Here is a 24,507-nt window from a genome sequence, read left to right as displayed (position 1 = left end):
GGACTGTTTTTTTATCCACTTTACTGCATAAATATGATACACTAGAGAGACAAAGATAGGTCTGATAGGAGAGTGCTATGGAAATTGCAGCATTTGGTGTGGAAGAGTGGTTGAATGAATGGGAAAAGGAAGCCCTTTATGATATTGCAGGAAGTTCGATTGATTCGCTGACCTTGAGAGATATTCTAGAGATAGGCGGGGCTTCTCAGACAGCATTTTTAGAGGATTTGTGGGACAAGAAGATGAATTATGGCTGGATTGAGGGTTCACCTGCTTTTAAGGAAGAGGTACGAAAACTCTATCAGAATGTAGAAGTCAGTCAGATTCTCCAGACCAATGGGGCAACAGGAGCCAATCACTTGGCGCTCTATGCCTTGATTGAAAAAGGTGACCATGTTATCTCGCTCTACCCGAGCTATCAGCAGTTGTACGATATTCCATGCTCTTTGGGAGCAGAAGTCTCGCTTTGGCAGATTCGTGAGGAAGATGCTTGGTTACCGTCTTTAGATGATTTGCGTGCCTTGATTCGTCCCAATACCAAGATAATCTGCATTAATAATGCCAATAATCCAACAGGTGCTGTGATGGAACGTTCTTTCTTGGAGGAGCTGGTGGCGATTGCGAGAGAAGTTGGGGCTTATATTTTATCTGATGAAGTGTATAAGCCTCTAGATACTCGCTTTGATGTGCCAGCCATAGTGGATTTGTACGAAAAAGGCATTTCGGTCAATAGTATGTCAAAGACTTACTCGGTTGCTGGTGTGCGAGTTGGCTGGGTTGTGGCCAATGATGAGCTGTCCAATCTCTTTCGGAAATACCGTGATTACACGATGATCTGTGCTGGGGTGGTAGATGATGCCCTTGCGACTTATGTTTTGCAGCATAAGGAAGTGGTTTTGGAGCGAAATCGGTCAATCGTTGCTGAAAATCTGAGTGTAGTCAAAGATTGGGTGGAACACGAGCCACGGGTGTCCTTGATTGATCCAAGTGCGGTTCCTGTTTCTTTTATCAAATTGGACATCCCCGAAGAGACAGAGACGTTTTGCCTACGTTTGTTACAGGAAAAAGGAGTTTTGCTGGTACCAGGCAATCGCTTTGACCGTCCAGGATATGCTCGTTTGGGTTACTGTACACAGACCGCGACCTTGAAAAAGGGCTTGACGTTGCTATCAGAATGCTTGAGGCAATATGATTGAGTGATATCGTCATTTGGTTTCCTTTTAGTACCCGCTCCAATCGTCTAGAAGACTGTTGGAGGTTGGAAATAAAACGAGTGTAACTCGTGTCAACGAACTTTGGTATCTTAGTAATTGAAGTCGAGCTAAGCACTGTGTGAAAAAGATAGGCAGCTGTTTCGGCTTTAGCCGATTACAGCTGAGAATCCCTTTAGTGGATAGGTAGCTGTTCTCGCTTTAGCGAGTTACAGCTGTGGCTACCTTTAGGTAGAAACGAAATGACGATAAAATGCCCCTCCCTTACACAGACTTGCGAGGGAGGGGCATTGATTATTTGATGAACATGGCATCGCCAAAGCTAAAGAATCGGTATTCATTGTCAATCGCATGTTGATAGGCTTCAAGGACAAAGTCGCGTCCTGCAAAAGCAGATACCAGCATGACCAAGGTTGATTTTGGGAGGTGGAAATTGGTTGAAAAAGCATCAACTACTTTAAATTGATAACCCGGTTTGATGAAGATATTGGTCCAACCACTATCTGCCTGAATATCTCCCTCAAATTTATTGCCGATGGTCTCCAAGGTGCGGATAGAAGTGGTGCCGACTGCAACGATACGGTGGCCCGAATCCTTTACCTCTCGTAGGGTGGTAGCTGCCTCTTTTGATAGACTGTAAAATTCAGAGTGCATTTCGTGCTCATCTACATTATCAACGGATACGGGGCGGAAGGTTCCAAGGCCGACGTGGAGGGTCAGATAGACCAGTTTAACCCCTTTTGCTTCGATTTTTTTTAGCAAATCTTTGGTAAAATGAAGGCCCGCTGTCGGTGCAGCGGCAGATCCATTTTCCTTAGCATAAACAGTCTGGTAGCGTTCGCGGTCATCGAGTTTTTCATGGATATAAGGTGGTAAGGGCATTTCTCCAAGACTTTCTAAGACTTCGAGAAAAATGCTGTCATAGGCAAATTCTACAATCCGACCACCATGTTCTAATTCTTGAATGATGGTTGCGGTCAAACGCCCATCGCCAAAGGAAATCTGACTGCCTACCTTGAGGCGCTTGGCTGGTTTGGCGAGAACTTCCCATTGATCACCTTGAGTATTTTTGAGGAGGAGCAATTCCACATGGCCACCAGTCTCAGGCTTTTCACCGTAGAGACGGGCTGGTAGGACACGGGTATTGTTCATGACGAGAGCGTCTCCAGGCTCTAATTCGTCGATAATTTGGTCGAAATGGGCATCCACCATGGTCTGTTTTTCACGGTCGAGGATTAAGAGGCGTGAAGCGTCACGTTGCTCAAGCGGGACTTGGGCAATCAGGTGTTCGGGTAAGTGAAAATCAAAATCAGCAGTATTCATAGGTCTCCTTAGTTCGTTGATGGTAGGGTTAAGAAATAAATCAGTGTGAGTAGAGGAAGGGCAATGAGCAGACTTCCAAACATAAATAAAGGAATCCAAGACCAGGTCCTTTCCTTAATCAAGTAGGCAAGGACATCGAGGAGAATTCCAACGATAAACAGGATAAATAACAGAAGGGTCATACAATCTCGCTCCTCTGAGGATATTTCCACTTATTATACCATAAATCGACAGTGAGGTCTTGACAAAAATTGGTCTATACAATATAATAAAAGTAAGTTGGTCTATACCAAAAATTAAAAATAGAGAAAAGGAGATCCACATGAAAGTTATTCGTGTTAAAGATCAAATTGAAGGCGGTCTTGCTGCCTTTGAATTACTAAAAGAAGAGTTGAAAGTAGGGGCTAAGGTTTTAGGACTTGCGACAGGTTCGACTCCGATTGAATTTTACAAGAAAATCGTTGCAAGTGATCTTGATTTTTCAGACCTTGTGTCGGTCAATTTGGACGAGTACGTGGGTCTCGGTAGTGAAAGCGACCAGTCGTATATCTACTTTATGAATGAGCACTTGTTTGACAAGAAACCGTTTAAGGTATCTTATTTGCCAAATGGTCTAGCTAAGGACTTGGAGGCAGAAGTAGAGCGTTACAATGCCTTGCTAGCTGAGCATCCGGTTGATGTCCAAATTTTAGGAATTGGGCGCAACGGCCATATCGGTTTCAATGAGCCTGGTTCACCGTTTGATGGTTTGACACGTGTGGTTGATTTGACACCGTCTACTATTGAAGCAAATAGCCGTTTCTTTGAAAAAGAAGAAGATGTGCCAACGCAGGCCATTTCTATGGGAATTGCTTCTATCATGGCCTCAAAGACCTTGGTGCTTATGGCTTATGGTGAAGAAAAAGCAGATGCTGTTTATGGCATGGTCAATGGTCCAGTGACGGAAGATGTGCCAGCAAGTGTCTTACAAAAACATCCAAATGTCTATGTGATTGTCGATGAGGCTGCGGGACAAAAATTATGATGTAAGAGCGTTAAAAAATCGACAGAGAATTAGGGAGAGGGCCGAAGAAATCGTATTTCTAGGGAGGCTCGTCTATTTTCCGAGATTTTAGCTCGCATTCAAATAATTATAAAAAAAGACTAACTATCGGTGTGGATAGTTAGTCTTTGTGTTACAATAGCTCTATGCGATTAGATAAGTGTTTGGAAAAGGCGGGTATTGGCTCGCGGAATCAAGTGAAGAAATTGGTGAAGAGTCAGCAGGTGACGGTGGATGGGAGACTTGTAAGGTCTGGTAGCCAGATTGTGGACCCTAATCTACAGGTGATTGAAGTCTGTGGCAAACAGGTGATGCTTGAAGCCCTTGTCTACTACCTGCTCAATAAACCTGCAGGTGTAGTATCAGCAGTATCAGATGCTAAGCATCAGACGGTGATTGACCTCATTGCAGAAGATGATAGGCAATCAGGGCTTTATCCGATTGGTCGTCTTGATAGGGATACAGAAGGGCTCTTGTTGATTACCAATAATGGTCCCTTGGGCTTTCGGATGCTCCACCCTAAGTACCATGTGGACAAGGTCTATGATGTGGAGGTCAATGGATTGCTCACTGAGGATGCGGTGAGTTTTTTTCGTGAGGGAGTCCAGTTCTTAGACGGGACTGTCTGCCAGCCTGCGGTTTTAGAGATTGTATCGGCAGAAGAAAGCCTCAGTCGGGCGAGAGTTCGGATTTCAGAAGGGAAATTTCATCAGGTCAAGAAGATGTTTTTGGCTTGTGGGGTCAAGGTGACCTATCTTAAGCGGATTGCCTTTGGCGACTTTGTCTTAGAAGATGATTTGCCAGTAGGTAGCTATCGGACATTAACAAGTACGGAAAAGGAAATCTTGAAGCAGTATTTGGATTAGAAAGTACATGAAAAGACTGGTTTTCCAGTCTTTTCATGTTGTATGAGTCAGCCAGATGAGTGAAATTTTATAGCTCTAAATGGAGTTCCTATAAATAGCGTTTGGCAATGGTCAAGTCGCCTGCATAGGGGACTTTTGTGTCGTTGATGATTTGGTATTGGTCAGCGCCTTTTCCTGCGATGATGACGGCATCTTGTGCGGTCTTGGTCATGGAGAGGGCTGTCTGGATAGCTGTTTCGCGGTCTACAATAATCTGGCTTGGGCCTTTCATGTAGGACTGGATTTCTGCTGCGATAGCTGCAGGATCTTCACGATTTGGATCGTCTGCAGTCAGAATCACATGGAGGTCAGGATAGCAATTCAGCAGAAGTCCGAAATCCTTGCGGCGGCTTTCTCCTTTATTGCCTGTTGCACCGAGTACGAGAATGGCTTGCCCTGTCTGATGTGTGAGGACCACATCAATTAGCTTACCGACGCTATCGCCGTTGTGGGCATAGTCGACAAAGACCTTGGCTCCGTTTACTTGGGTTAGAACCTCCATGCGACCAGGGACACTGGTTGCGGCGATTCCTGCCTGAATATCTGCGGGGCTTGCTCCCAGACGCAAGCAGGCGATTCCTGCTGCAAGGGCATTTTCTTGGTTGAAATGACCAATCAACTGAATACCGTAATGGCCTGCGAGAACGCCACCTGCTTCAAAGTGAAAGGCTTGGGAATGGATGATGCAGTTGTCAGAATGTGGGCCGTAGATATCATGCGGAGTAGTTGACACTTGGTCTTTTACAACTTGAAAATGGTCCATTCCGCTATTTAGGATAACTGCTCTGCTATTTTCCATTAACAGTCGCTTGTGGTAAAAATAGTCCTCAAAGTTCGGGTGCTCAATTGGGCCGATATGATCAGGGCTGATGTTGAGAAAAACTCCGACATCGAAGGTCAGTCCGTAGACTCGCTTGACTAGATAGGCTTGACTAGACACTTCCATAATCAAGTGAGTGCGACCATTTGCGACGGCTTCTGCCATCATGGCAAAGAGATCAATGCTTTCGGGTGTGGTCAGTGCAGACTTGAAAAAGGTTTGTCCGTCCAGCGTGGTGTTCATGGTGGACAGCATGGCTGGCTTGTGGCCCTGCTCTAAAATGGTGTAGGCAAAGTAGGCAGCAGTGGTCTTTCCTTTAGTGCCTGTGAAGGCAAGCAGTTTTAATTTGTCCTGCGGGTTATCATAAAATGCCATAGCAATCAAGCTCATTGCTTGCTTGATATTTGTTACGATGATTGCGGGAATACCGACTTCATAGTCTGTTTCAGCGACGTAAAAGCGTAAACCAGTTGCTATTGCAGTTTCTAAAAATTCCCGTTTAAACTGCGCACCCTTGACGAAAAAGAGGGTCTTGCTGTCAACCTTGCGGCTGTCATAGCTAATCCGGCTAAAGACTTCTTCGTCCGGCCAGTTGTAGCTGTAATTTCCGTTATCTACAATTTCACGGAAATTATGGTCGTTTTTTAAAATGGTTAATACAGTATCTAATCTAATCATACTTCTATTGTAAACTGATTGGCAGAGATTGACAAGTAAAAGAAAAGAATAGGGTATAGTGAAAAACTATATCTTGTTTTAATAAAAGACTATGGAATTTGTGTATCTTTTCATGAAAATTCTGACAATAAATGCTAAAATAGCTATAAGTCTCATAAAGGAGGATTGTATGGCAGATTATAAAGTTGATACCTTATTAGCACACGCTGGGATTAACGCAGATGAAAAAACAGGGGCCTTGGTGTCGCCGATTCATCTATCCACAACCTATCAGCACCCAGAATTTGGTCAATCGACAGGTTTTGATTATACACGAACCAAGAATCCGACCCGTTTGAACCTGGAGGCGACCTTGGCTGCGATTGAAAAGGCAAATTATGCCTTGGTGACGAGTTCTGGCATGGCAGCTTTGGTTTTGCTTTTTAGTGGCTTTCCGGTTGGCAGTCGAATTGTTGCTGCGCGTGATTTGTACGGCGGTAGTTTTCGCTGGTTCAATGAGCAGGAAGAGCAGGGACGTTTTCGCTTCACCTATGCCAATTCAGAAGCAGAATTGCTCGCTCAGATTACGGCTGAAACAGATTATGTTTTTATCGAAACGCCGACTAATCCTTTAATGGTGGAGTTTGATATTGCAAGAGTAGCAGAAGTCGCTCATGATCATGGTGCCAAGGTCATCGTGGACAACACCTTCTACAGTCCCATTTACCAAAATCCGCTTCCCTTAGGTGCTGATGTAGTGCTCCATTCTGCGACTAAGTATCTATCGGGGCATAATGATGTCCTAGCGGGTGTCTTGATGACCAATGACAAGGATTTGTATGACAAACTCTTTTATGACCAAAATACGACAGGACCAACCTTGTCTCCTTTTGACGCTTATTTGCTGATGCGGGGCTTGAAAACTCTTGCTCTGCGCATGGAACGATCCACTACAAATGCTCAGAAGGTGGTGGACTTTTTACGCCAATCAAGTGCGGTGCGAGAAGTTTACTATACTGGAAAAGGAGGTATGGTGTCTGTTAAGGTGGCTGATGAGAAGCAAATACCAAGCATTTTAAATCAACTCAAAGTCTTTACATTTGCGGAAAGTCTTGGTGGTGTGGAGAGCTTGATTACTTACCCTGCGACCCAAACGCATGCAGACATTCCTGAGGAGGTGCGACATTCCTATGGGTTGACCGATGACTTATTGCGCTTGTCCATTGGAATTGAAGACGCAGAAGACTTGATTGAGGATTTGAGACAGGCATTGGAGGGGCATAATGAGACAGTTTGATTTTACAACGCAACCCAATCGCTTAGCGCAGCATTCTGAAAAATGGAAGACGAGTGAGAGAGAACCTGATTTGCTCCAGATGTGGGTGGCGGATATGGACTTTCTTCCGTTTGAAGAGATACGGGATGCGATCAAGCGCTATGCGAATGACTATATCTTTGGCTACACCTATGCCAGCGATGAGCTCTATCAAAGCATCATTGACTGGGAAAAATCTGAGCATGACTATGCCGTCACTCGAGAAGATATTGTCTTGATTGAAGGTGTTGTGCCTGCGATTTCGATTGCGGTTCAAGCATTGACGAATGAAGGAGACGCGGTGCTAATCAATACGCCAGTCTATCCTCCTTTTGCACGCACGGTCAAGCTCAATCAGCGCAAATTGGTCACCAATTCCCTCATCAAGAAAAAGGGTCGTTTTGAGTTGGACCTTGAGCAGTTGGAAAAGGACTTAGTTGAGCAGGATGTGAAATTGTATATTCTTTGCAGTCCCCACAATCCTGGTGGCCGTGTCTGGCTCAGGGATGAATTGGAAGCAATTGGTCACTTGTGTCGCAAGTACGGTGTCCTCTTGGTATCAGATGAGATTCATCAGGACTTGACCTTGTTTGGTCACAAGCACCATAGTTTTAATACCTTGCAGCCAGATTTTAAGGATTTCACCATTATCTTGTCGTCAGCTACAAAAACGTTTAATATTGCAGGAACAAAAAACAGTTTTGCCATTATTGAAAATAAGTATCTGAAGAAGCGTTTTACTAGACGACAGTTGGGCAATAATCACCATGAAGTTTCAACGGTTGGTCTACTAGCTACTGAAGCTGCCTTTTCGTATGGCAAGCCCTGGTTGGAGGAGCTGAAAGTTGTTTTAGAGCAAAATATTGATTATGTCGTAGACTATCTCAGTGTGCATACCAAGATTGACGTGATGAAGCCAGAAGGCACGTATCTCGTCTGGCTTGATTTTTCAGCTTACGGACTGAGCCATGAGGAAGTCCATGAGAAATTGCGCAAAGAAGCTCGTGTCGTTTTAAATGACGGTGTTACCTTTGGAGGAGAGGGGATTTGTCATGCTCGTTTTAATGCGGCAACACCTTTTGAAACGGTTCAAGAAGCCTGTGAGCGGATTGCACGTGTCTTTGAGAAGGATTAGTATTTAGGATAAGGAGATATGGATATGAATTGGAAAAAGAAAGGACTGGCGACGGTTTTGGGAGTGGGAGTTCTCCTACTTGCCTTCCTTAATACGTCGCTTGGCTGGCACTTGTTTGGCTTACCTAGTCAGACCTTTGCAGCCCTTGCAACTTTAGTAGGGAGCTTGATATTGTGGCTATTTGTAGCAACGGATTGGCCGAGTTTATTGACCGTGGTGAGTCTGGGCTTGATTCCAGAGCTGACCTATGGTCAGGTTTCTCAGTGGTCCTTTGGGAATACGACATTTGTTTTCTTGTTGTTTACTTTCGTCATGACCTATGCTTTGAATCAAACTTCATTTTTGAAACGGGCGACATCAAGAGTGGTGCATAGCCGCTTTGCGATGAGTCGACCGTCCCGCTTTATTACGGCTTTTCTAGGAGTGGTTCTGATCTTAAGTAGTGTGATTTCGCCGACCGTGATTTTCATGTTCTTGCTACCATTATTTGAGGAAATCTGTTTACAATTTGGTTGGAAAAAAGGTGATAAGTCGGCTTCACATCTCTTGATTGCTATGTTTATCACCATTGCGATTGGAACGGCAATGACACCGATCAATCACGTCTTTTCCATTGCCGCTATGGGGCTGTATGCAGCCATGTCTAAAGTGGTAATCAGTAACTTGCAGTACATGCAATTTGCTGTACCAGCAGGTCTAGCCCTCTTTCTTGTCTTGCTCTTTTCTATTCGTCTTTTGTTCAAAATTGATACCAAGGACATTCAAATCAAAGAATTAGATAGTTTGACGGACTTGGTGCCAGTTGATAAGCGGGAAAAATGGATTGTTGGAATCTTTTTGGGCATGGTGGCCATGTGGCTGGTTCCTGAAATTTTAGCAGGTGCCCTCCCGGCTTTTGCAATTTTCTTTAAACAGGCAGGAATCATGTTTCCACCGCTTCTGATGACAGCTGTTCTTGCCTTAGTGCATGTAGATGGTAAGCGGCTATTGAACATTTCAGAAGCTATTGCTAAAGGTGTGCACTGGCCGAGTATGCTCTTGGTGGGAGCGACCTTGGCTCTGGGAATGGTTTTATCCGATGAAAAAGTCGGAGTTGTTACCCTCTTGAATGAGCAATTGTCTCCGTTTGTGGTGGGGCTTAGTCCATTGTTAATGGTTGTCTTCTTCGTGGTTTGGGCGGGTATTCAGACCAATTTTACCTCGAATCTGGTGACAGTTTCTGTCGTGACCACTATGGCTCTGACTATTTATCAATCGGCAGGCACTCAATTCTCTGCCAATATTGCGGTGATTTGCTGTGCGGTTGGCTACATGGCCTCGCTGGCCTTTGTGACGGCGCCAGCCATGCCCTATGTTGCGATTTCAATTGGTTCGGAGTGGACCAATAGTCGCGATACATTTCGATTTGGTTGTTGGATGTTGTTGTGGAGTATCTTGTCAGCTATTGCTATTTTCTACCCGCTTGGGGTACTTGTTTTACAATAGGAGGAATATCATATGTTATCAAAACAAAGAGAAACCATTGATCGGATTGATAGAGAAATCGTACGCTTATTTGAAGAGCGGATGCAGACGGCTTTAGAGGTGATTGCGATAAAAAAAGAGCACGGTCTACCTGTGCTTGATAGCAGCCGTGAAGCGCAGGTAATCGAAAAGGTCTGTAGCTATCTCAAAGATGCAGAACTGCGCGAGCCCTTGAAAGAATTGTATACAGAAATGATGCGCTTGTCTCGTGCCCACCAGCAGAAACAATTGGAGGAATAGAGATATCGTCATTTCGTTTATACCTAAAGGAAGGTAGCCTCTGCTGTAACTCGCCGAAGCGAGAACAGCTACCTATCTTTTTCACACAGTGCTTAGCCCGACTTCAATTACTAAGATACAAAAGCTCGTTGACACGAGTTACACTCGTTTTATTTCCACCCTCCTACAGTCTTACAGACTATTGGAGCGAGTACTGAAAGGAAACGAAAACACTATAAAAAGGGTGGAGTAGGTAATGCGAAATGTAACCGAAAGATGATACTATAAAAAAGCACTATTCGTCTGGGGCGAATGGTGCTTTTATAGTATTTACTCCCCAGACTTTGCATGCTGCTTTCTGTAGTCGCTAGGACTGAGGTGAAAGTAATGTTTAAAGACGGAGCTGAAGGCTAACGGGTCTAGGTAGCCGACGGAGTAAGCGACTTCTGTGATACTGAGGTCAGGATGAAGGAGTAGTTCACAGCTACGTTCCATTTTGACTTGGAGGATATACTCCTTGATAGCGTAACCAGTTTCCTTCTTGAAAATCTTGTAGAGATAGCTTCGGTTTAGAGATAATTTCTCTGCAATCTCCGCGACCTTGAGAGGTGTGTTGTAGAAGTTATGAATCATCTTAATCGCTTGTTGAACGTAGTTTTGGGTTAAGTGATTGGCTTCGTAGAGATGTTCCTTAGGAAATTCATCAATCAATTGGGCTAGCAGTATTTGGAGCTGCCCAACGAGGCTTAGTTCGTTGATGATATTGAGCTTATGGATTGGAAGCTGGGTGATTTTTTGCATAGTGGCCAAAATCGGAGAAGTGAGGGTCGAGTGGAGAAAATAGCTATCCAATAGCTGGGTCTGTTGGAGAATAGCCTGGGCTCGTGTGCCACTGAAGCCAACCCAGATATAGGACCAAGGCTCCTCCGCATCTGCCTGATAGAAGGTCACTTCATTTTGTGGGAGGATAAATAAGTCCCCTGCCTGCAGGTTGGTTGTTTTCCCTTTTACAGTGAATCGTCCTTTACCAGACACGATAAAGTGCAGGACATAATTGTTACGAATCGAGGGACCAAACGAATAGTTTTTATCGCATTGTTCTGCCCCGTAGTGGTCAACATTTAAGTCCACATTGTGACCTTCAAGTTCGTAGTAGGTGCTCAGTATATTCATTGTTTACCTCGTTTTTTCTTAGTTTGAAACGGTTTTTGTTCTCTCATTGCTCGTTATAAAGGGAGCCACGTCTGTAAAGCAAGTAGCGTTTGTAGGGCTTTTGACCTGTAAGCAATTCCCTTGGTTTTTATTGGGTATAGGAAACATTATACCATGCCTTAGTGACATAATTCTATTTTGAAAACGTTTTTATTTGATATAATCATTCTTGTAAGAAAGATAGGGGAGAGAGAAAAGTGATTAGATTTTATGCAGAAAATGGCTTGTTTCACTTACAGACATGTGAATTTTCCTATGTGATGCAAGTTCTTGATAACCAGCAGCTGGTGCATCGCTATTTTGGTAAAAAAGTGAATCGTTTCAGTTCAAGTAACAAAATGACATATTTAGATCGTGCTTTTGCTCCCAGTCCAATCTCAGGGAATCGCACCTTTTCCCTCGATGCTCTGCCATTAGAGTATAGCAGTAATGGTCTAGGAGATTTTCGCTCAGCTAGCATAGAAGTCCGAAATGACTTTGGAGTGGGACTTGATTTGAAGTACCGAGCGCATCGCATTTCCAAGGGCAAGCCAGCTTTGGAAGGTCTGCCAAGCAGTTTTGCTACAGATGATGAGGTAGAAACACTAGAAATTGACCTCTATGATGCTTTGACAGATATCACGCTTACCTTGTTCTATAGTGTATTTGAGGAGGCCAATTTTCTTGCTCGGTCAGCGAAGATTACAACAGGAGAGCATGCGACCAAGATTGAGGGATGCTTGTCCTTTACTCTTGATATGCCGAGGAAAGATTTTGTAGTTCATAGCCTCATGGGACGCTATGGTTATGAAAAAGAATGGACTCGGACTCCTTTGACTAGTGGACGCTATGAAATCGGAAGTGTCCGAGGAGCTTCGGGGCATTCGCAGACACCGTTCATTGCCTTGGCAGATGAAGCCATTACCGAAGACAGTGGCGAAATCTACACCGCTCATTTGGTCTATAGTGGCAATTTCAAGGCTTTTGCAGAGACGAGTCCGCTCCACCATACTCGGTGGGGGATTGGCTTAAATGATCAAGCCTTTAGCTGGCAGTTGGAGGCTCATCAGAGTTTCCAGACGCCAGAAGCCTTGCTGTCCTATACTGATCAGGGCTTGACGGCTATGACCCAGACTAGCCATGCCTTTATCAAGCGCCATTTGGTGAGAAGTTCCTTTGTAGATAAGGCGAGACCAATTCTCATCAACAACTGGGAAGCGACCTATTTTGATTTTACAGAGGAGAAGATTTTGGAACTGGCACAAACGGCTAGCCAGACAGGGATAGAGTTGTTTGTTCTTGATGACGGCTGGTTCGGTCGCCGTGACGATGATGAATCTTCCCTTGGGGACTGGTTTGTCAATCGGGCAAAGTTGCCACATGGTTTAGAAGGACTCGCTAGGTCAGTCAATGGGCTGGGCATGGAATTTGGTCTATGGTTTGAACCAGAAATGATTTCCATTGATAGTGAGCTTTATCGAGCGCACCCAGATTGGGCCATTCAGATAACAGGTCGGGATCCAATTTATAGTCGGGAGCAATTGGTGTTGGATTTATCACAAGATCAGGTCTGTGATTATATCATTGATTCGGTGACTAGGATTTTGGAGTCTGCCAATATTACCTATGTCAAGTGGGATATGAACCGTAATATTACTAGCATGCCAGAAACAGTGGCGAATGGTGAGCGTTATGAATTTCACCACCGCTATATGCTAGGGCTCTACCGCATTTTAGAAACTTTGACGATGCGTTTCCCGCATATTCTCTTTGAAAGTTGCTCGGGTGGCGGTGGTCGGAATGACCTAGGCATGATCTACTACATGCCTCAGGCGTGGGCGAGTGATAATACCGATGCGATTGGGCGCCTATCCATCCAAGAAGGAACGAGCTTGATTTATCCCGTCAATTCCCTTGGAGCTCATGTATCTGCTGTACCAAATCATCAGGTTGGTCGTGTGACACCGCTTGAAACGCGGGGGAACGTTGCGATGATGGGAGGAGCCTTTGGCTATGAATTGGACTTGACGAGTTTAGAACAAGAAGAGATTGACGAAATCACAGAGCAGGTCGCGACCTACAAGTCGATTCGCGCAACGGTTCAAAATGGGCAGTGTTACCGCCTAGCAAGAACGAGCAATACCCAGTCGACCATTTATGTCAATGAGGATCAGAGTCAGGCTGTCTTTACCTTTGTCAAAATTTTGGCTCAGCCAGAAGCACCCCTAATTCAGGTTCGCTTGAAAGGCTTAGACCCAGAGGCTCAATACCATTGCCCACGATTGAAAGAAACATTCTATGGGGACGAGTTGATGAACATTGGCTTAACCATGCCACATGTTCAAAAAGATTACTTTAGTGTACAATATATTTTTAATAAACTTTAGGAGGACTTTATTGTATGAAAATGAAAACATTTTTAAAAGGTGCAGCAGTGTGCGCATTTGCTAGTTTCTTAGCAGCTTGTGGAAATGCAGGTGGAAGTGATCAGGTTGAGATTGAGTACTTCTCACAAAAACCTGAAATGCAAAAGGTTTTACAAGAAATCGTTAATGATTTTGAAAAAGAAAATCCAGATATCAAAGTAAAATTCACCAATGTACCAGACGCAGGAACGGTCTTAAAGACACGTATGGCCAACAACGAAGCACCAGATGTCATTAATATTTATCCCCAAAATGCTGACTTTAAGGAATACGCAGCAGACGGCCGTTTTCTAGAGGTGGATAAGGAAGCAGGACTAGATCATTTGAAAGAAGGAGCAGTCACTCCATACGAAGTGGATGGGAAAAACTATACCCTGCCCCTTACAGCCAATGCTTACGGGATTTACTATAACAAAGATAAATTCAAGGAATTAGGCTTGGAAGTTCCAAAGACGTATGCAGAATTTGAAGCTCTTGTTGCAAAAATCAAGGCAGACGGCAAAGCTGCACCATTTGCCCTTTCTCTCAATGATGCTTGGTCTTTAAATGGCTATCATCAATTGGCTTGGGTGACAGTTGCTGGCGGATTTGACGAGGCAGAGGACTTACTTATCCGCACACCAAAAGGCGGTGTCAAAGATGATGACAATGCAAAAGCTGTTACCAAACGCTTAGCTCTCTTGACAGACAACGGTCAAAAAGGGTTTGCAGGAGCGCTCTATGCTGATGCAGTTGCGTCATTTGCAGTAGGAGATGCTTTGATGCTTCCACAAGGTACTTGGGCAGCTACAGCGGTCAATGAACAAGATCCAGAATTTGAATATGGCATGTTTGCATTCCCAGGCGACAAAGAAGGAAGTGAGTTCACGGTTGGAGCTGCAGACCTTGCGCTATCTGTCAGTGCAACCTCAAAACATCCAGCAGAATCTAAAAAATTCCTTGAATACCTTTCTCGTCCAGAAGTTCTTCAAAAATACTATGATGTAGATGGTTCACCAGTCTCTGTTGAAGGTGTAAAAACAGAAGGAAAATTCATGGAAACAGAAGGCGTGACCAAGTATGCCTTTACAGACAAACATGTGGTTTGGCTTCAAAGCGAATGGCAATCAGAAGATGAATTTTGGAATATCACTGTTGAAACTGTGAAAAAACCAGATTCAGCTGAATTGGTTAAAGACCTCAATGCTTTCTTTGATCCAATGAAGAAATAATCGCTTCTAGTCTACAAGGCTAGTGCCGGTGATACTATATAAAAATCAAAATCTAATGAGGCAACGAAACGATTGGAAATAAGAAAAGTAACTACTTTTCTCAACAGTTCAGCAAAGTGAATTAACGACGTTAGACTTTGATTTTTGACAAGTATCAGCAGTCAACTGGCACTAGCTTATTGGTAGATGAGTTTGAAAACCTAGACCGATTTTTGGTCTTTTAAAACTGGTTTGTCAAAAACCAGCTTAAAAAGGCTAGAGATTGGATTTCTCATAGCTTTTATTACAAATTAAGGAGAACAGACAATGAATCAAAAAGGATTTTTAGCCAAATATTGGGCCTACTTGTTTGTCGCAGTACCCATCACCTTACAGCTCATCTTTTTCTTTTATCCCTTGTTTACGGGTATCTTTTACAGTCTGACTGACTGGAATGGGATTTCAAGACAGTACCAAGTTATCGGCATTCAAAATTATCTTGACATTTTGAAAAATCCTGATTTTTACACCAGTATGACCTTCACCGTCCTCTTTACCATTGGCTTGGTCGTGGGAGAAATTGTCTTAGGAATCTGGCTTGCAACCTTACTCAATCGGAAAATCAAGGCAGTTGGTTTTTTCAGAACCTGGTATTTCTTCCCAGCAGTCTTGTCAACCGTGACTCTCGGCTTGATTTTTGTCCAATTGTTTAACTACGGCTTTACCCAAATCGGAGAAGTACTTCATTTGGAATGGCTTCAAGAAAATCTCTTGGTCAAGGAAAATACGGTTATTCCAGCAGTTCTTTTTGTAGCCTTGTGGCAAGGGCTTGCTATGCCAGTCATCATTTTCTTATCTGGGCTTCAGAGTATTCCAGAAGATGTCAAAGAAGCGGCAGCTATTGACGGTGCCAACCGTAGCCAGCAATTCTTCAATATTGAATTGCCTTACTTGCTACCGTCTATCAGCATGGTCTTTATCCTAGCGATGAAATCTGGTCTGACAGCTTTTGACCTCATCTTTGCTCTTACGAGCGGTGGTCCAGACGGAAAAACTGAGTCGCTCGGACTCTTGGTCTACAATTACGCCTTTGTGCATAACAAGTTCTCGAATGCCAATGCACTTGCCGTTATTCTCTTTCTCTTCATCATTGTCATTTCACTGGTTCAGATGAAGATTTCCAAAAAGTTTGAAGTATAAGGTGGTCTCTATGAACAAAGCAAAACAAAAAAATTGGTGGGTCTATCTGATTCTCTGTATCGGTATTCTCTTCATGTTTGTACCGCTCTTGGTGACAGTGATGAGTTCGTTCAAACCAACTAAGGAAATTACGAGCAATTTCTTTGGTCTGCCAAAGCAATTTACACTGGATAACTATGCTCGTCTCTTTGAGGACGGCGTGGTACAATACTTTGGCAATTCAGCCTTGATTACCATTGTAGCAGTGCTTCTGATGATTTTGGTCATTCCAATGGCGGCCTTTGCAATCGCCCGTCACATGAATCGTAAAACAGCCTTTAACATGATTTACTTTTTCTTGATTATTGGAATCTTTGTTCCCTTTCAGGTCATCATGCTCCCAATGACCAAGTTGATGTCAAGTATTGGCTTGAACAATATCGTAGGCTTGATTATTCTTTATCTCACCTACGCAGTTCCACAAGCACTGTTCTTATATGTCGGCTACATCAAAACCATTGTTCCAGAAGAAATGGATGAAGCAGCAGCGATTGACGGTTGTGATAAATTTACCATGTATTGGAAAATTATCTTTCCCTTGATGAAACCCATGCATGCAACGATTCTTATCATCAATGCCCTCTGGGTTTGGAATGATTTCCTTCTCCCTCTTCTGGTCCTCAACCGTGATCAGCGTATGTGGACCCTGCCCCTTTTCCAATACAACTACAAGGGCATGTATTTCAGCGATTACGGTCCCTCCTTCGCCTCTTATGTCGTCGGAATTATCCCAATCCTCATCGTCTACCTCATCTTCCAAAAACACATCATCTCAGGAATGACCAGCGGCTCGGTGAAATAAGATACGAGGGCGTTAAAAAAGCGACCGAAAAATAGGAGCCTGACGTAGTGTTCGATGAACACGAGGAAGGCTATCTTTTTTCCGAGCTTTTAGCCCGAGTTCAATTAAGTAGTGAGAGCGTTAAAAGTACAAAGTGCACTCAAGAGTATCCGTATCTGTAAAGCAGGCATAGCCTGCAACAGCTACGGCAAAATAGGCGGCCGAAGTATTAGAGGAGAGTTTGCTCCACAAACTCCTATTTCTCACCTTCAAAGGTATACTATACCTTTGAAGCTAGCAACTTCGTAGTGAGACCCCGGCGAGGATAGCTAGGATATTCATAAATAAAATGTAGGGAATATCCAGCTAGCTACCGCCAACATGGAACTCTAACTTAACCGAGTTGCGATAGCTTTTTCAAATAAACCTCGCTTCTTAGTTTTTAGGTTCGGGTAGCAATCTTCGCTCTCCTATTTCTTGGCTCAGGTTCAACTAATCCACTGAATTAGTTGAAACCCCTGACTATCCTCGCTTTCGCATTTTCAAGCTCGGGTAGAAATAGTCACTACCCTGACTATTTCTATTATCCCCAAGGAGATTCTTAGCTGTAACTCGCTAAAGCGAGAACAGTTGCCTACTGTGGTTTATCGTTGGCAACTCTAACCCTACTAGATTGTCAGTGAGTTGTAGCTTGAGTTCAAATTCATATGATATGAGAGAGTAAAAACCATGTTGAAAATAGATAGTTGCTTTTCCTGAAAATAAAATGCATACAAGGAGAATAAAATGAAAATCAAAAACCAAGCCATGTTGATTACCTATTCAGATAGCTTAGGAAATAATCTCAAAGATTTGAAAAAAGTCTTGGAAGGTCCGCTTAAAGACACGGTCGGAGGAGTCCATATCCTACCATTTTTCCCCTCATCTGGTGACCGCGGATTTGCGCCAATGGATTATACCAAGGTGGATCCATCCTTTGGAGACTGGGAAGATATCGAAGCGCTCAGCAAGGACTACTACCTGATGTTTGACTTCATGATCAACCACATTTCAGCTCAATCGCCTTATTTCCTAGATTTTTTAGAGAAAAAAGATGATTCAGAATATGCTGATTTGTTTATCCGCTATAAGAATTTTTGGCCCAATGGTGAGCCGAGCCAAGAAGATGTGGACTTGATTTACAAACGGAAACCACGTGCGCCTTATCGCATTGCAGAATTTGCAGACGGTAGCACCGAAAAAGTATGGTGTACCTTTGATGAACAGCAGATCGACCTCGATGTGACGACAGAAACCACGAGAACCTTTATCAAGGAAAATCTGGAAAACTTGGCGCGACATGGTGCATCTATCATTCGTCTAGACGCCTTTGCGTATGCGAATAAGAAAATTGGCACGAACTGTTTCTTTGTAGAGCCAGATATTTGGGAAATGCTCCATTTTCCACGCAAGCTCTTAGCGCCTCAGGGAATCGAGATTTTACCAGAAATTCATGAACATTATACAATCCAGCAGAAGATTGCCGAGCAAGACTACTATGTGTACGATTTTGCCTTGCCAATGCTGGTGCTTCACGCTCTTTATTCAGGTCAGGTCAATCGTCTAGTTCACTGGATGACGATTTGTCCGCGAAAGCAGTTTACAACACTCGATACTCATGACGGGATTGGTGTAGTAGATGTTAAAGATTTGTTAACAGACAAAGAGATTGAAGAAACGCGCGAAGCGCTCTATGCACAAGGTGCTAATGTCAAAAAGATCTATAGCACAGAGGCCTATAATAACTTGGATATTTACCAAATTAACTGCACCTATTACTCAGCCTTGGGCAATAACGATCAAGCCTACCTGCTAGCCCGCGTCTTGCAATGTTTTGCTCCGGGTATTCCGCAGATTTACTATGTCGGCCTCTTGGCAGGAGAAAATGACATTGACTTGCTCGAGTCTTCTAAGGAAGGTCGCAATATCAATCGTCACTATTATGACTTGGAAGAAATTGAACGAGAAGTCAAACGTCCAGTGGTGCAATCACTTTTCAATCTCTTGAAATTCAGAAATACCAGCCCAGCCTTTGACGGAGAATTTACAGTTGAGATGCGAGATACCCATACCCTTCACATCATGTGGAACAATCAAGACGCAGGAATTGCTACCCAGTTAACAGCTAATCTCAAAGATAAAACGTTTGATATTGTAGAAATCGTTGAAGGTGAAAGCCAACAAATTTTCCTATGAATGTTATCATAAAAGAGCGAAGGAAAACGATTGTATTCCTCGCTCTTTTGCACTAGGAGGAAAAGGAAAGGACAGAAAAAGAAAAGATGATCGCAGGTCAGCTCTACAATGCTACTGATAAGGAATGACTTGCTCTGTGTCAACATGCTAGAGACTTGCACGGTCAAGTTAACCAAGAAATAGACGGTAACCAGCGTTCGCAGTTGATGAAAAATTGGTTGGGAAGTACGGATGAGTGGCTATATGTTGAGACGCCTGTCATGTTAGAGGAAGGATCGCATGTTCATGTTGGAGAGGATTTTTTTGCTAATTTTGGCTGGACAGTCTTGGATACCTGCCCTGTACAGTCGTTTCGTTTCCTTTTAGTACTCGCTCCAATAGTCTGGCAGACTGTTGAAGGTTGGAAATAAAACGAGTGTAACTCGTGTCAACAGCTACAGGCATAACTGAACTCGGGCTAAAATCTTAGTGAAAAAGATAGGTAGCTGTTCTCGCTTTAGCGAGTTACAGCTGAGAATCCCCTTGGGGATAATAGAAATAGTCAGGGGAGTGACTATTTCTACCCGAGCTTGAAAATGCGAAAGCGAGGATAGTCAGGGGATTCAACTAATTCAGTGGATTAGTTGAACCTGAGCCAAGAAATAGGAGAGCGAAGATTGCTACCCGAACCTAAAAACTAAGAAGCGAGGTTTATTTGAAAAAGCTATCGCAACTCGGTTAAGTTAGAGTTCCATGTTGGCGGTAGCTAGCTGGATATTCCCTACATTTTATTTATGAATATCCTAGCTACCCTCGCTGGGGTCTCACTACGAAGTTGCTAGCTTCAAAGGTATAGTATACCTTTGAAGGTGAGAAATAGGAGTTTGTGGAGCAAACTCTCCTCTAATACTTCGGCTGCCTATTTGGCCGTAGCTGTTGCAGGCTATGCCTGCTTTACAGATACGGATACTCTTGAGTGCACTGTGTGCTTTATGCGTTCTCACATCTTGTCAAGGTGACGCTGACGATGTTTGAAGAGTATAAAAAGTTCAGAAATCAGAGATTTCACAGATAAATCCCCAAAGCCTGCCATTTGGGCAAGCTTTTTTTGATATTTTTTGGTAAAATAGAAAAAACAAATAGAAGAGGTTCCATCATGGAGAAATTCCAAGTTATTGCACATCCACTTATTCAGCATAAACTGTCTATCTTGCGCCGTACAGATACGCCTACTAAGGCTTTCCGTGAATTGGTGGATGAAATCGCTATGCTAATGGGGTACGAAGTGCTACGTGACTTACCATTAGAAGATGTTGAAATTGAAACTCCAATTACCAAAACTGTCCAAAAACAAATCGCTGGTAAAAAATTGGCCATTGTTCCAATCTTGCGTGCCGGAATCGGTATGGTGGACGGTCTATTGAGCCTTGTGCCGGCTGCCAAAGTTGGACACATCGGTATGTACCGCGATGAAGAAACCTTGCAACCAGTTGAATACTTGGTCAAATTACCAGAAGATATCGACCAACGTCAGGTTTTTGTTGTTGACCCAATGCTTGCGACAGGTGGTTCTGCGATTTTGGCGATTGATTCACTGAAAAAACGTGGCGCAACCAATATCAAATTTGTCTGCCTTGTAGCAGCACCAGAAGGTGTCAAAGCCCTTCAAGCTGCTCACCCAGACGTGGACATCTTCACGGCAGCCCTAGATGAAAAATTAAACGAAAAAGGCTACATCGTTCCAGGATTGGGAGATGCAGGAGACCGCTTGTTCGGTACGAAATAAGCAGGACAGCAATAGGCTTAAGCTATATGTTAACCTTGAAATATCTAAAAAATCGCCTACTATCAAGATTGTTCTAGTCTTGGTTGGGGCGATTTTTTCCTGTTTTAGAGCCTATCGCTATCCTTGAGTTTTTTATTTGACCTTTTTTGACTATTCAAGTATAATAATCTCAAAATCGAAAAGGAGAATACTATGATTCCTGTAGTTATTGAACAAACCAGCCGTGGGGAACGCTCGTATGATATTTACTCACGTCTCTTAAAAGATCGTATTATCATGTTGACAGGTCCAGTTGAGGACAATATGGCTAATTCGGTTATTGCCCAGTTGCTTTTCCTTGATGCGCAAGACCCAACCAAGGATATTTACCTTTATGTCAATACTCCTGGTGGTTCTGTCTCAGCAGGTCTTGCTATTGTGGACACGATGAACTTTATCAAGGCAGATGTCCAAACCATTGTCATGGGGATGGCTGCCAGCATGGGAACGATTATCGCTTCAAGCGGTGCTAAGGGCAAACGTTTCATGTTGCCACACGCAGAATACATGATTCACCAGCCAATGGGCGGTACTGGTGGTGGTACGCAACAGACCGATATGGCCATCGCAGCCGAGCACTTGCTCAAAACTCGTAACACTCTTGAGAAAATCCTTGCGGATAATTCAGGAAAAAGCGTCAAACAAATCCACAAAGATGCAGAGCGTGACTACTGGATGAGTGCCAAAGAAACACTTGATTACGGCTTTATTGACCAAATCATGGAGAATAATCAGTTAAAATAAGATACAAAGCCCGTTAAGAACTCAAAGCGAAAATAGGAAATCTGCCGAAGAGTCTGTAGACTCTAGGAAGATTTATACCTAAAGGTAGCCACAGCTGTAACTCGCTAAAGCGAGAACATCTGCGTCTCTTTTTCGCATAGAGTTTAGGGCGTGTTCAATTACACAAGATACAAGAGTGAGACATTCTCACGTTGAAAAAGACAAATTAGCGTTTCTAATTTGTCTTTTTTACTTTATTCAAGGACGCAAGCAAGTCTTGAAAGGTACTGAGAAAGACTTGAGCTGCCTGCGAAAGGGGGTGCTGCTTGCTCCAAATGAGTTTCATCGGAGACGTAATCTGGGGCATAATAGGACGAAAGACCAGATCATTTTCGGGGCCTGTATGTATCAATTTATCAAAGGTAAGGGCGTAACCTAGTCCTTCTCGGACAAAGAGTGAGGCATTATAAATCAAATCATAGGTTGCGACAATCTGCAACTGTTCTTCTTGCTCCTTGATGGGGTTGGGCGTTTCATCAGTGAACCCTTGCCTAGACACAATTAATGGAAGGTCGAGTAAATCGGTAATATCAAGGGTTTCTTTTTGGGCTAAGGGAGCATGTGCAGGCATAAGCAAGCCCCAAGTATCTTGATAAGGAACCGGCAACATTTGGTAGGAAGAAGTGTCCATTTCTTGAACGATGAGGGCAAAATCAAGCAAGCCCTTGTTGAGATGATCAGTGACCCGCTCAAAATTCCCACTGTAGAGATGAAAAGTCATATGAGGGTAGGCTTGGCGCAGGTGTTTGGCTGCCTTTGCAACCAGGTGCATTCCTTCTGATTCTGCGCAGCCGATAGAGAGTTCTCCGCCTTGAAAATCTTGCATTGCATCGAATTCAGCAAGCGTTCGATCGACCATGCTGACAATAGCAAGGGCACGTTGGTAGAAGATTTCTCCCTCTGGTGTCAAGGCGATGGAGTGATTGCCTCGATGAAAGAGGAGATGCCCCATTTTTTCTTCCAAGTCCTTGATTTGTCGGGAGAGAGTAGGTTGGGTGACATGGAGCTGTGCGGCTGCTTTGCTCATATTTTGCTTTCTAGCAGCTTCTAGAAAATACCGTAAGACCCTGATTTCCATTTGTTCTCCTTTTCCATTCTATTTTTCTAGTATAACACGGATATGCTTAAAAGGCATATCAAAAGATACAAAATAGGTATTTGCTATTTCTGATAACAAAAAGTATACTGATGAAAAAAGGAGGACGATATGGATATTCAAACACTTATTGAAAAGATGAAAACAGGGCAGGAGGTGCTAGCAGGTTCGGCTGAGTTTGGTCTCATGCACGACTTGTCCCAGAGAGCCTTGCAAATCACAATGGCGTTAAACAACCGCTACCATGAACCAGCAGAAGTGCTTGCTCTGATGCAGGAATTAACAGGACAGCAGATTGGGGAAAATTTTACCTTGTTTCCTCCATTCTATACCGATTGTGGTCGTCACACAACGATTGGCAATCATGTCTTTATCAATGCGGGCTGTAAATTTCAGGACCAAGGAGGAATTAGCATTGGCGATCGGACCTTGATTGGACATAATGTCGTGATTGCAACGCTCAACCATTCCTTTGAAGTTGCAAAACGTGGAAACTTACTCCCAGCTGCTGTCACGATTGGGCAGGATGTCTGGATTGGCGCCAATGCAACCATTTGTCCAGGAGTGACGATTGGAGACGGCGCAGTGATTGCTGCGGGGGCAGTTGTAACCAAGGATGTAGCAGCAAAGACTTTGGTGGGTGGTGTTCCAGCAAAAGTATTGAAAGAGCTTGATGTTGTAGAATAGGAGAAGCATGGTTGGTGAAAAACGCTGTGAGAGAGGCAAGGCTGTTGGGCAATTCCTGTCAGTTGCAATAGGCTGTTTCCTATCTGCCAGCCTGCTAGTAGCTTGTCAAGAGCAGCATTCAACAGGGGCTTCTTTTGCAAGCAGCAGTTTCCAACAGCAGACGGAGGGAAAGATGACAGAACAGAAGGTAACAGAAATCACGATTCATATTGGTGCAGAGGCATTTAGCGTTTCTTTAGAAAACAATCAAGCGGTTAGGGAATTGGTGGAGATGTTAACGTCGGGTCCTCTGACGGTCACTGTAGACGATTATGCTGGCTTTGAAAAAGTAGGCAATCTCGGTAGGACATTGACAAGTGGTGAACACCAAATGACGACCCACAATGGAGATATTGTGCTATACAATAGCCGACAACTGGTCTTGTTTTACGGCAGTAATACTTGGAGCTATACCAAGATTGGTACCGTCAAGGATAAGGAAAACTGGAAACAGGTGCTCAAGGAGGCTGGTCAATCGCTAACTGTAAGGCTTACTCTTTCAGAAATACTAGAGTAAAACTGCGGAGGTTGGAGAGGTCTAGCCTCTTTTTGTCGTTTTGAGGGCTATAGCAAATGAGCTTTTGCAGCTTTCCACGACCTCTCAAGCTGTTTATTGTCCGCTTTTAGCGATATTTCCTGTATCAAATACCTTGTTTTCTGATATAATCCCGACTTTATCACTTGTTTTTTCCCCCCACCTTGCTCCCCCTTGGTAGAGTAAGGTTTTTTAATAAATTTCAACGTCTTATCTTGTTGTATATGGTTATGTATGGTATAATGAACTATGGCTTTTATTAAAACAACAACAAACAAAGAAGGTAGGACGCATGTTTACCTTGTAGAAGGCTATCGTAAAGATGGTAAGGTCAAACAGCGTATCCTTAA

At 43.5% G+C, this 24,507-nt stretch carries 22 protein-coding genes; 17 read left to right on the top strand and 5 right to left on the bottom strand.

Annotated elements, in window-relative coordinates:
* Nucleotides 1–77: 77 nt before the first annotated feature.
* Nucleotides 78–1,196: an aminotransferase gene (locus E4T82_RS10750; RefSeq protein ID WP_135182793.1), complete on the top strand. Its 1,119-nt coding sequence runs from the start codon at nt 78–80 to the stop codon at nt 1,194–1,196.
* Nucleotides 1,197–1,505: 309 nt separating this feature from the next.
* On the opposite strand, the gene queA is transcribed toward E4T82_RS10750, so the two are convergent.
* Complete coding sequence (queA, locus tag E4T82_RS10745; RefSeq protein WP_135182792.1) at nt 1,506–2,534, bottom strand: tRNA preQ1(34) S-adenosylmethionine ribosyltransferase-isomerase QueA; 1,029 nt, start codon at nt 2,532–2,534, stop codon at nt 1,506–1,508.
* Nucleotides 2,535–2,542: 8 nt separating this feature from the next.
* Nucleotides 2,543–2,716: a hypothetical protein gene (locus E4T82_RS12550; protein WP_167753615.1), complete on the bottom strand. Its 174-nt coding sequence runs from the start codon at nt 2,714–2,716 to the stop codon at nt 2,543–2,545.
* Nucleotides 2,717–2,856: 140 nt separating this feature from the next.
* Between E4T82_RS12550 and E4T82_RS10740 the strand changes: the two genes are divergently transcribed.
* Together E4T82_RS10740 and E4T82_RS10735 are read left to right on the top strand one after the other, a co-directional pair.
* A complete protein-coding gene (locus E4T82_RS10740; RefSeq protein ID WP_135182791.1) occupies nt 2,857–3,558 on the top strand; it encodes a glucosamine-6-phosphate deaminase in 702 nt (233 codons plus the stop codon).
* Nucleotides 3,559–3,722: 164 nt separating this feature from the next.
* Complete coding sequence (locus tag E4T82_RS10735; protein ID WP_135182790.1) at nt 3,723–4,442, top strand: pseudouridine synthase; 720 nt, start codon at nt 3,723–3,725, stop codon at nt 4,440–4,442.
* 88 nt (nt 4,443–4,530) lie between these two features.
* On the opposite strand, the gene E4T82_RS10730 is transcribed toward E4T82_RS10735, so the two are convergent.
* Nucleotides 4,531–5,979, bottom strand: a complete 1,449-nt coding sequence (locus tag E4T82_RS10730) for a UDP-N-acetylmuramoyl-L-alanyl-D-glutamate--L-lysine ligase (RefSeq protein ID WP_135182789.1) — start codon at nt 5,977–5,979, stop codon at nt 4,531–4,533.
* A 169-nt stretch (nt 5,980–6,148) separates the two neighbouring features.
* Between E4T82_RS10730 and E4T82_RS10725 the strand changes: the two genes are divergently transcribed.
* The 4 genes from E4T82_RS10725 to E4T82_RS10710 are packed head-to-tail and all read left to right on the top strand — an operon-like array spanning nt 6,149 to nt 10,172.
* Nucleotides 6,149–7,255 carry a cystathionine gamma-synthase gene (locus tag E4T82_RS10725; RefSeq protein ID WP_135182788.1) on the top strand — a complete coding sequence of 369 codons (1,107 nt, stop codon included), beginning with the start codon at nt 6,149–6,151 and terminating at the stop codon, nt 7,253–7,255.
* Nucleotides 7,242–8,408 carry a MalY/PatB family protein gene (locus E4T82_RS10720; protein WP_135182787.1) on the top strand — a complete coding sequence of 389 codons (1,167 nt, stop codon included), beginning with the start codon at nt 7,242–7,244 and terminating at the stop codon, nt 8,406–8,408. The genes E4T82_RS10725 and E4T82_RS10720 overlap by 14 nt, the downstream gene beginning before the upstream one ends.
* Before the next feature lie 24 nt (nt 8,409–8,432).
* Complete coding sequence (locus tag E4T82_RS10715; protein WP_228065144.1) at nt 8,433–9,893, top strand: SLC13 family permease; 1,461 nt, start codon at nt 8,433–8,435, stop codon at nt 9,891–9,893.
* A 12-nt stretch (nt 9,894–9,905) separates the two neighbouring features.
* Nucleotides 9,906–10,172: a chorismate mutase gene (locus E4T82_RS10710; protein ID WP_135182785.1), complete on the top strand. Its 267-nt coding sequence runs from the start codon at nt 9,906–9,908 to the stop codon at nt 10,170–10,172.
* A 309-nt stretch (nt 10,173–10,481) separates the two neighbouring features.
* Here E4T82_RS10710 and E4T82_RS10705 read toward each other — a convergent pair whose 3' ends face one another.
* Nucleotides 10,482–11,324: an AraC family transcriptional regulator gene (locus E4T82_RS10705; protein WP_135182784.1), complete on the bottom strand. Its 843-nt coding sequence runs from the start codon at nt 11,322–11,324 to the stop codon at nt 10,482–10,484.
* Between the two features lie 236 nt (nt 11,325–11,560).
* Between E4T82_RS10705 and E4T82_RS10700 the strand changes: the two genes are divergently transcribed.
* The 8 genes from E4T82_RS10700 (at nt 11,561) to E4T82_RS10665 (ending at nt 21,761) form a co-directional block, all read left to right on the top strand.
* A complete protein-coding gene (locus E4T82_RS10700) occupies nt 11,561–13,729 on the top strand; it encodes an alpha-galactosidase (RefSeq protein WP_245167500.1) in 2,169 nt (722 codons plus the stop codon).
* 14 nt (nt 13,730–13,743) lie between these two features.
* Nucleotides 13,744–14,979, top strand: a complete 1,236-nt coding sequence (locus E4T82_RS10695; protein ID WP_135182783.1) for an extracellular solute-binding protein — start codon at nt 13,744–13,746, stop codon at nt 14,977–14,979.
* A 306-nt stretch (nt 14,980–15,285) separates the two neighbouring features.
* Nucleotides 15,286–16,158, top strand: a complete 873-nt coding sequence (locus tag E4T82_RS10690; RefSeq protein ID WP_135182782.1) for a carbohydrate ABC transporter permease — start codon at nt 15,286–15,288, stop codon at nt 16,156–16,158.
* A gap of 10 nt (nt 16,159–16,168) precedes the next feature.
* Nucleotides 16,169–16,999, top strand: coding sequence for a carbohydrate ABC transporter permease (locus E4T82_RS10685; protein WP_135182781.1), 831 nt, complete (start codon nt 16,169–16,171; stop codon nt 16,997–16,999).
* A gap of 765 nt (nt 17,000–17,764) precedes the next feature.
* Entirely contained in the window at nt 17,765–19,213 is a 1,449-nt protein-coding gene (gene gtfA, locus E4T82_RS10680; RefSeq protein WP_135182780.1) for a sucrose phosphorylase, read from the top strand.
* A 155-nt stretch (nt 19,214–19,368) separates the two neighbouring features.
* Entirely contained in the window at nt 19,369–19,623 is a 255-nt protein-coding gene (locus E4T82_RS10675) for a hypothetical protein (RefSeq protein ID WP_135182779.1), read from the top strand.
* Between the two features lie 725 nt (nt 19,624–20,348).
* Nucleotides 20,349–20,978 (top strand): uracil phosphoribosyltransferase, encoded by a 630-nt coding sequence (gene upp / locus E4T82_RS10670; RefSeq protein WP_135182778.1) that lies wholly within the window; start codon nt 20,349–20,351, stop codon nt 20,976–20,978.
* Between the two features lie 174 nt (nt 20,979–21,152).
* Nucleotides 21,153–21,761 (top strand): ATP-dependent Clp protease proteolytic subunit, encoded by a 609-nt coding sequence (locus tag E4T82_RS10665; protein ID WP_076996025.1) that lies wholly within the window; start codon nt 21,153–21,155, stop codon nt 21,759–21,761.
* Between the two features lie 214 nt (nt 21,762–21,975).
* On the opposite strand, the gene E4T82_RS10660 is transcribed toward E4T82_RS10665, so the two are convergent.
* Complete coding sequence (locus tag E4T82_RS10660) at nt 21,976–22,878, bottom strand: LysR family transcriptional regulator (RefSeq protein WP_135182777.1); 903 nt, start codon at nt 22,876–22,878, stop codon at nt 21,976–21,978.
* 129 nt (nt 22,879–23,007) lie between these two features.
* Between E4T82_RS10660 and E4T82_RS10655 the strand changes: the two genes are divergently transcribed.
* Both E4T82_RS10655 and E4T82_RS10650 read left to right on the top strand, forming a co-directional pair.
* Nucleotides 23,008–23,583 carry a sugar O-acetyltransferase gene (locus E4T82_RS10655; protein WP_135182776.1) on the top strand — a complete coding sequence of 192 codons (576 nt, stop codon included), beginning with the start codon at nt 23,008–23,010 and terminating at the stop codon, nt 23,581–23,583.
* 7 nt (nt 23,584–23,590) lie between these two features.
* Nucleotides 23,591–24,139, top strand: a complete 549-nt coding sequence (locus tag E4T82_RS10650) for a cyclophilin-like fold protein (protein ID WP_135182775.1) — start codon at nt 23,591–23,593, stop codon at nt 24,137–24,139.
* Nucleotides 24,140–24,507: the final 368 nt, after the last annotated feature.

Origin of the sequence: Streptococcus cuniculi, from assembly GCF_004570575.1 — a bacterium.
GTDB lineage: Bacteria > Bacillota > Bacilli > Lactobacillales > Streptococcaceae > Streptococcus > Streptococcus cuniculi_A.
This window is presented reverse-complemented; position numbering and strand designations above follow the sequence as displayed.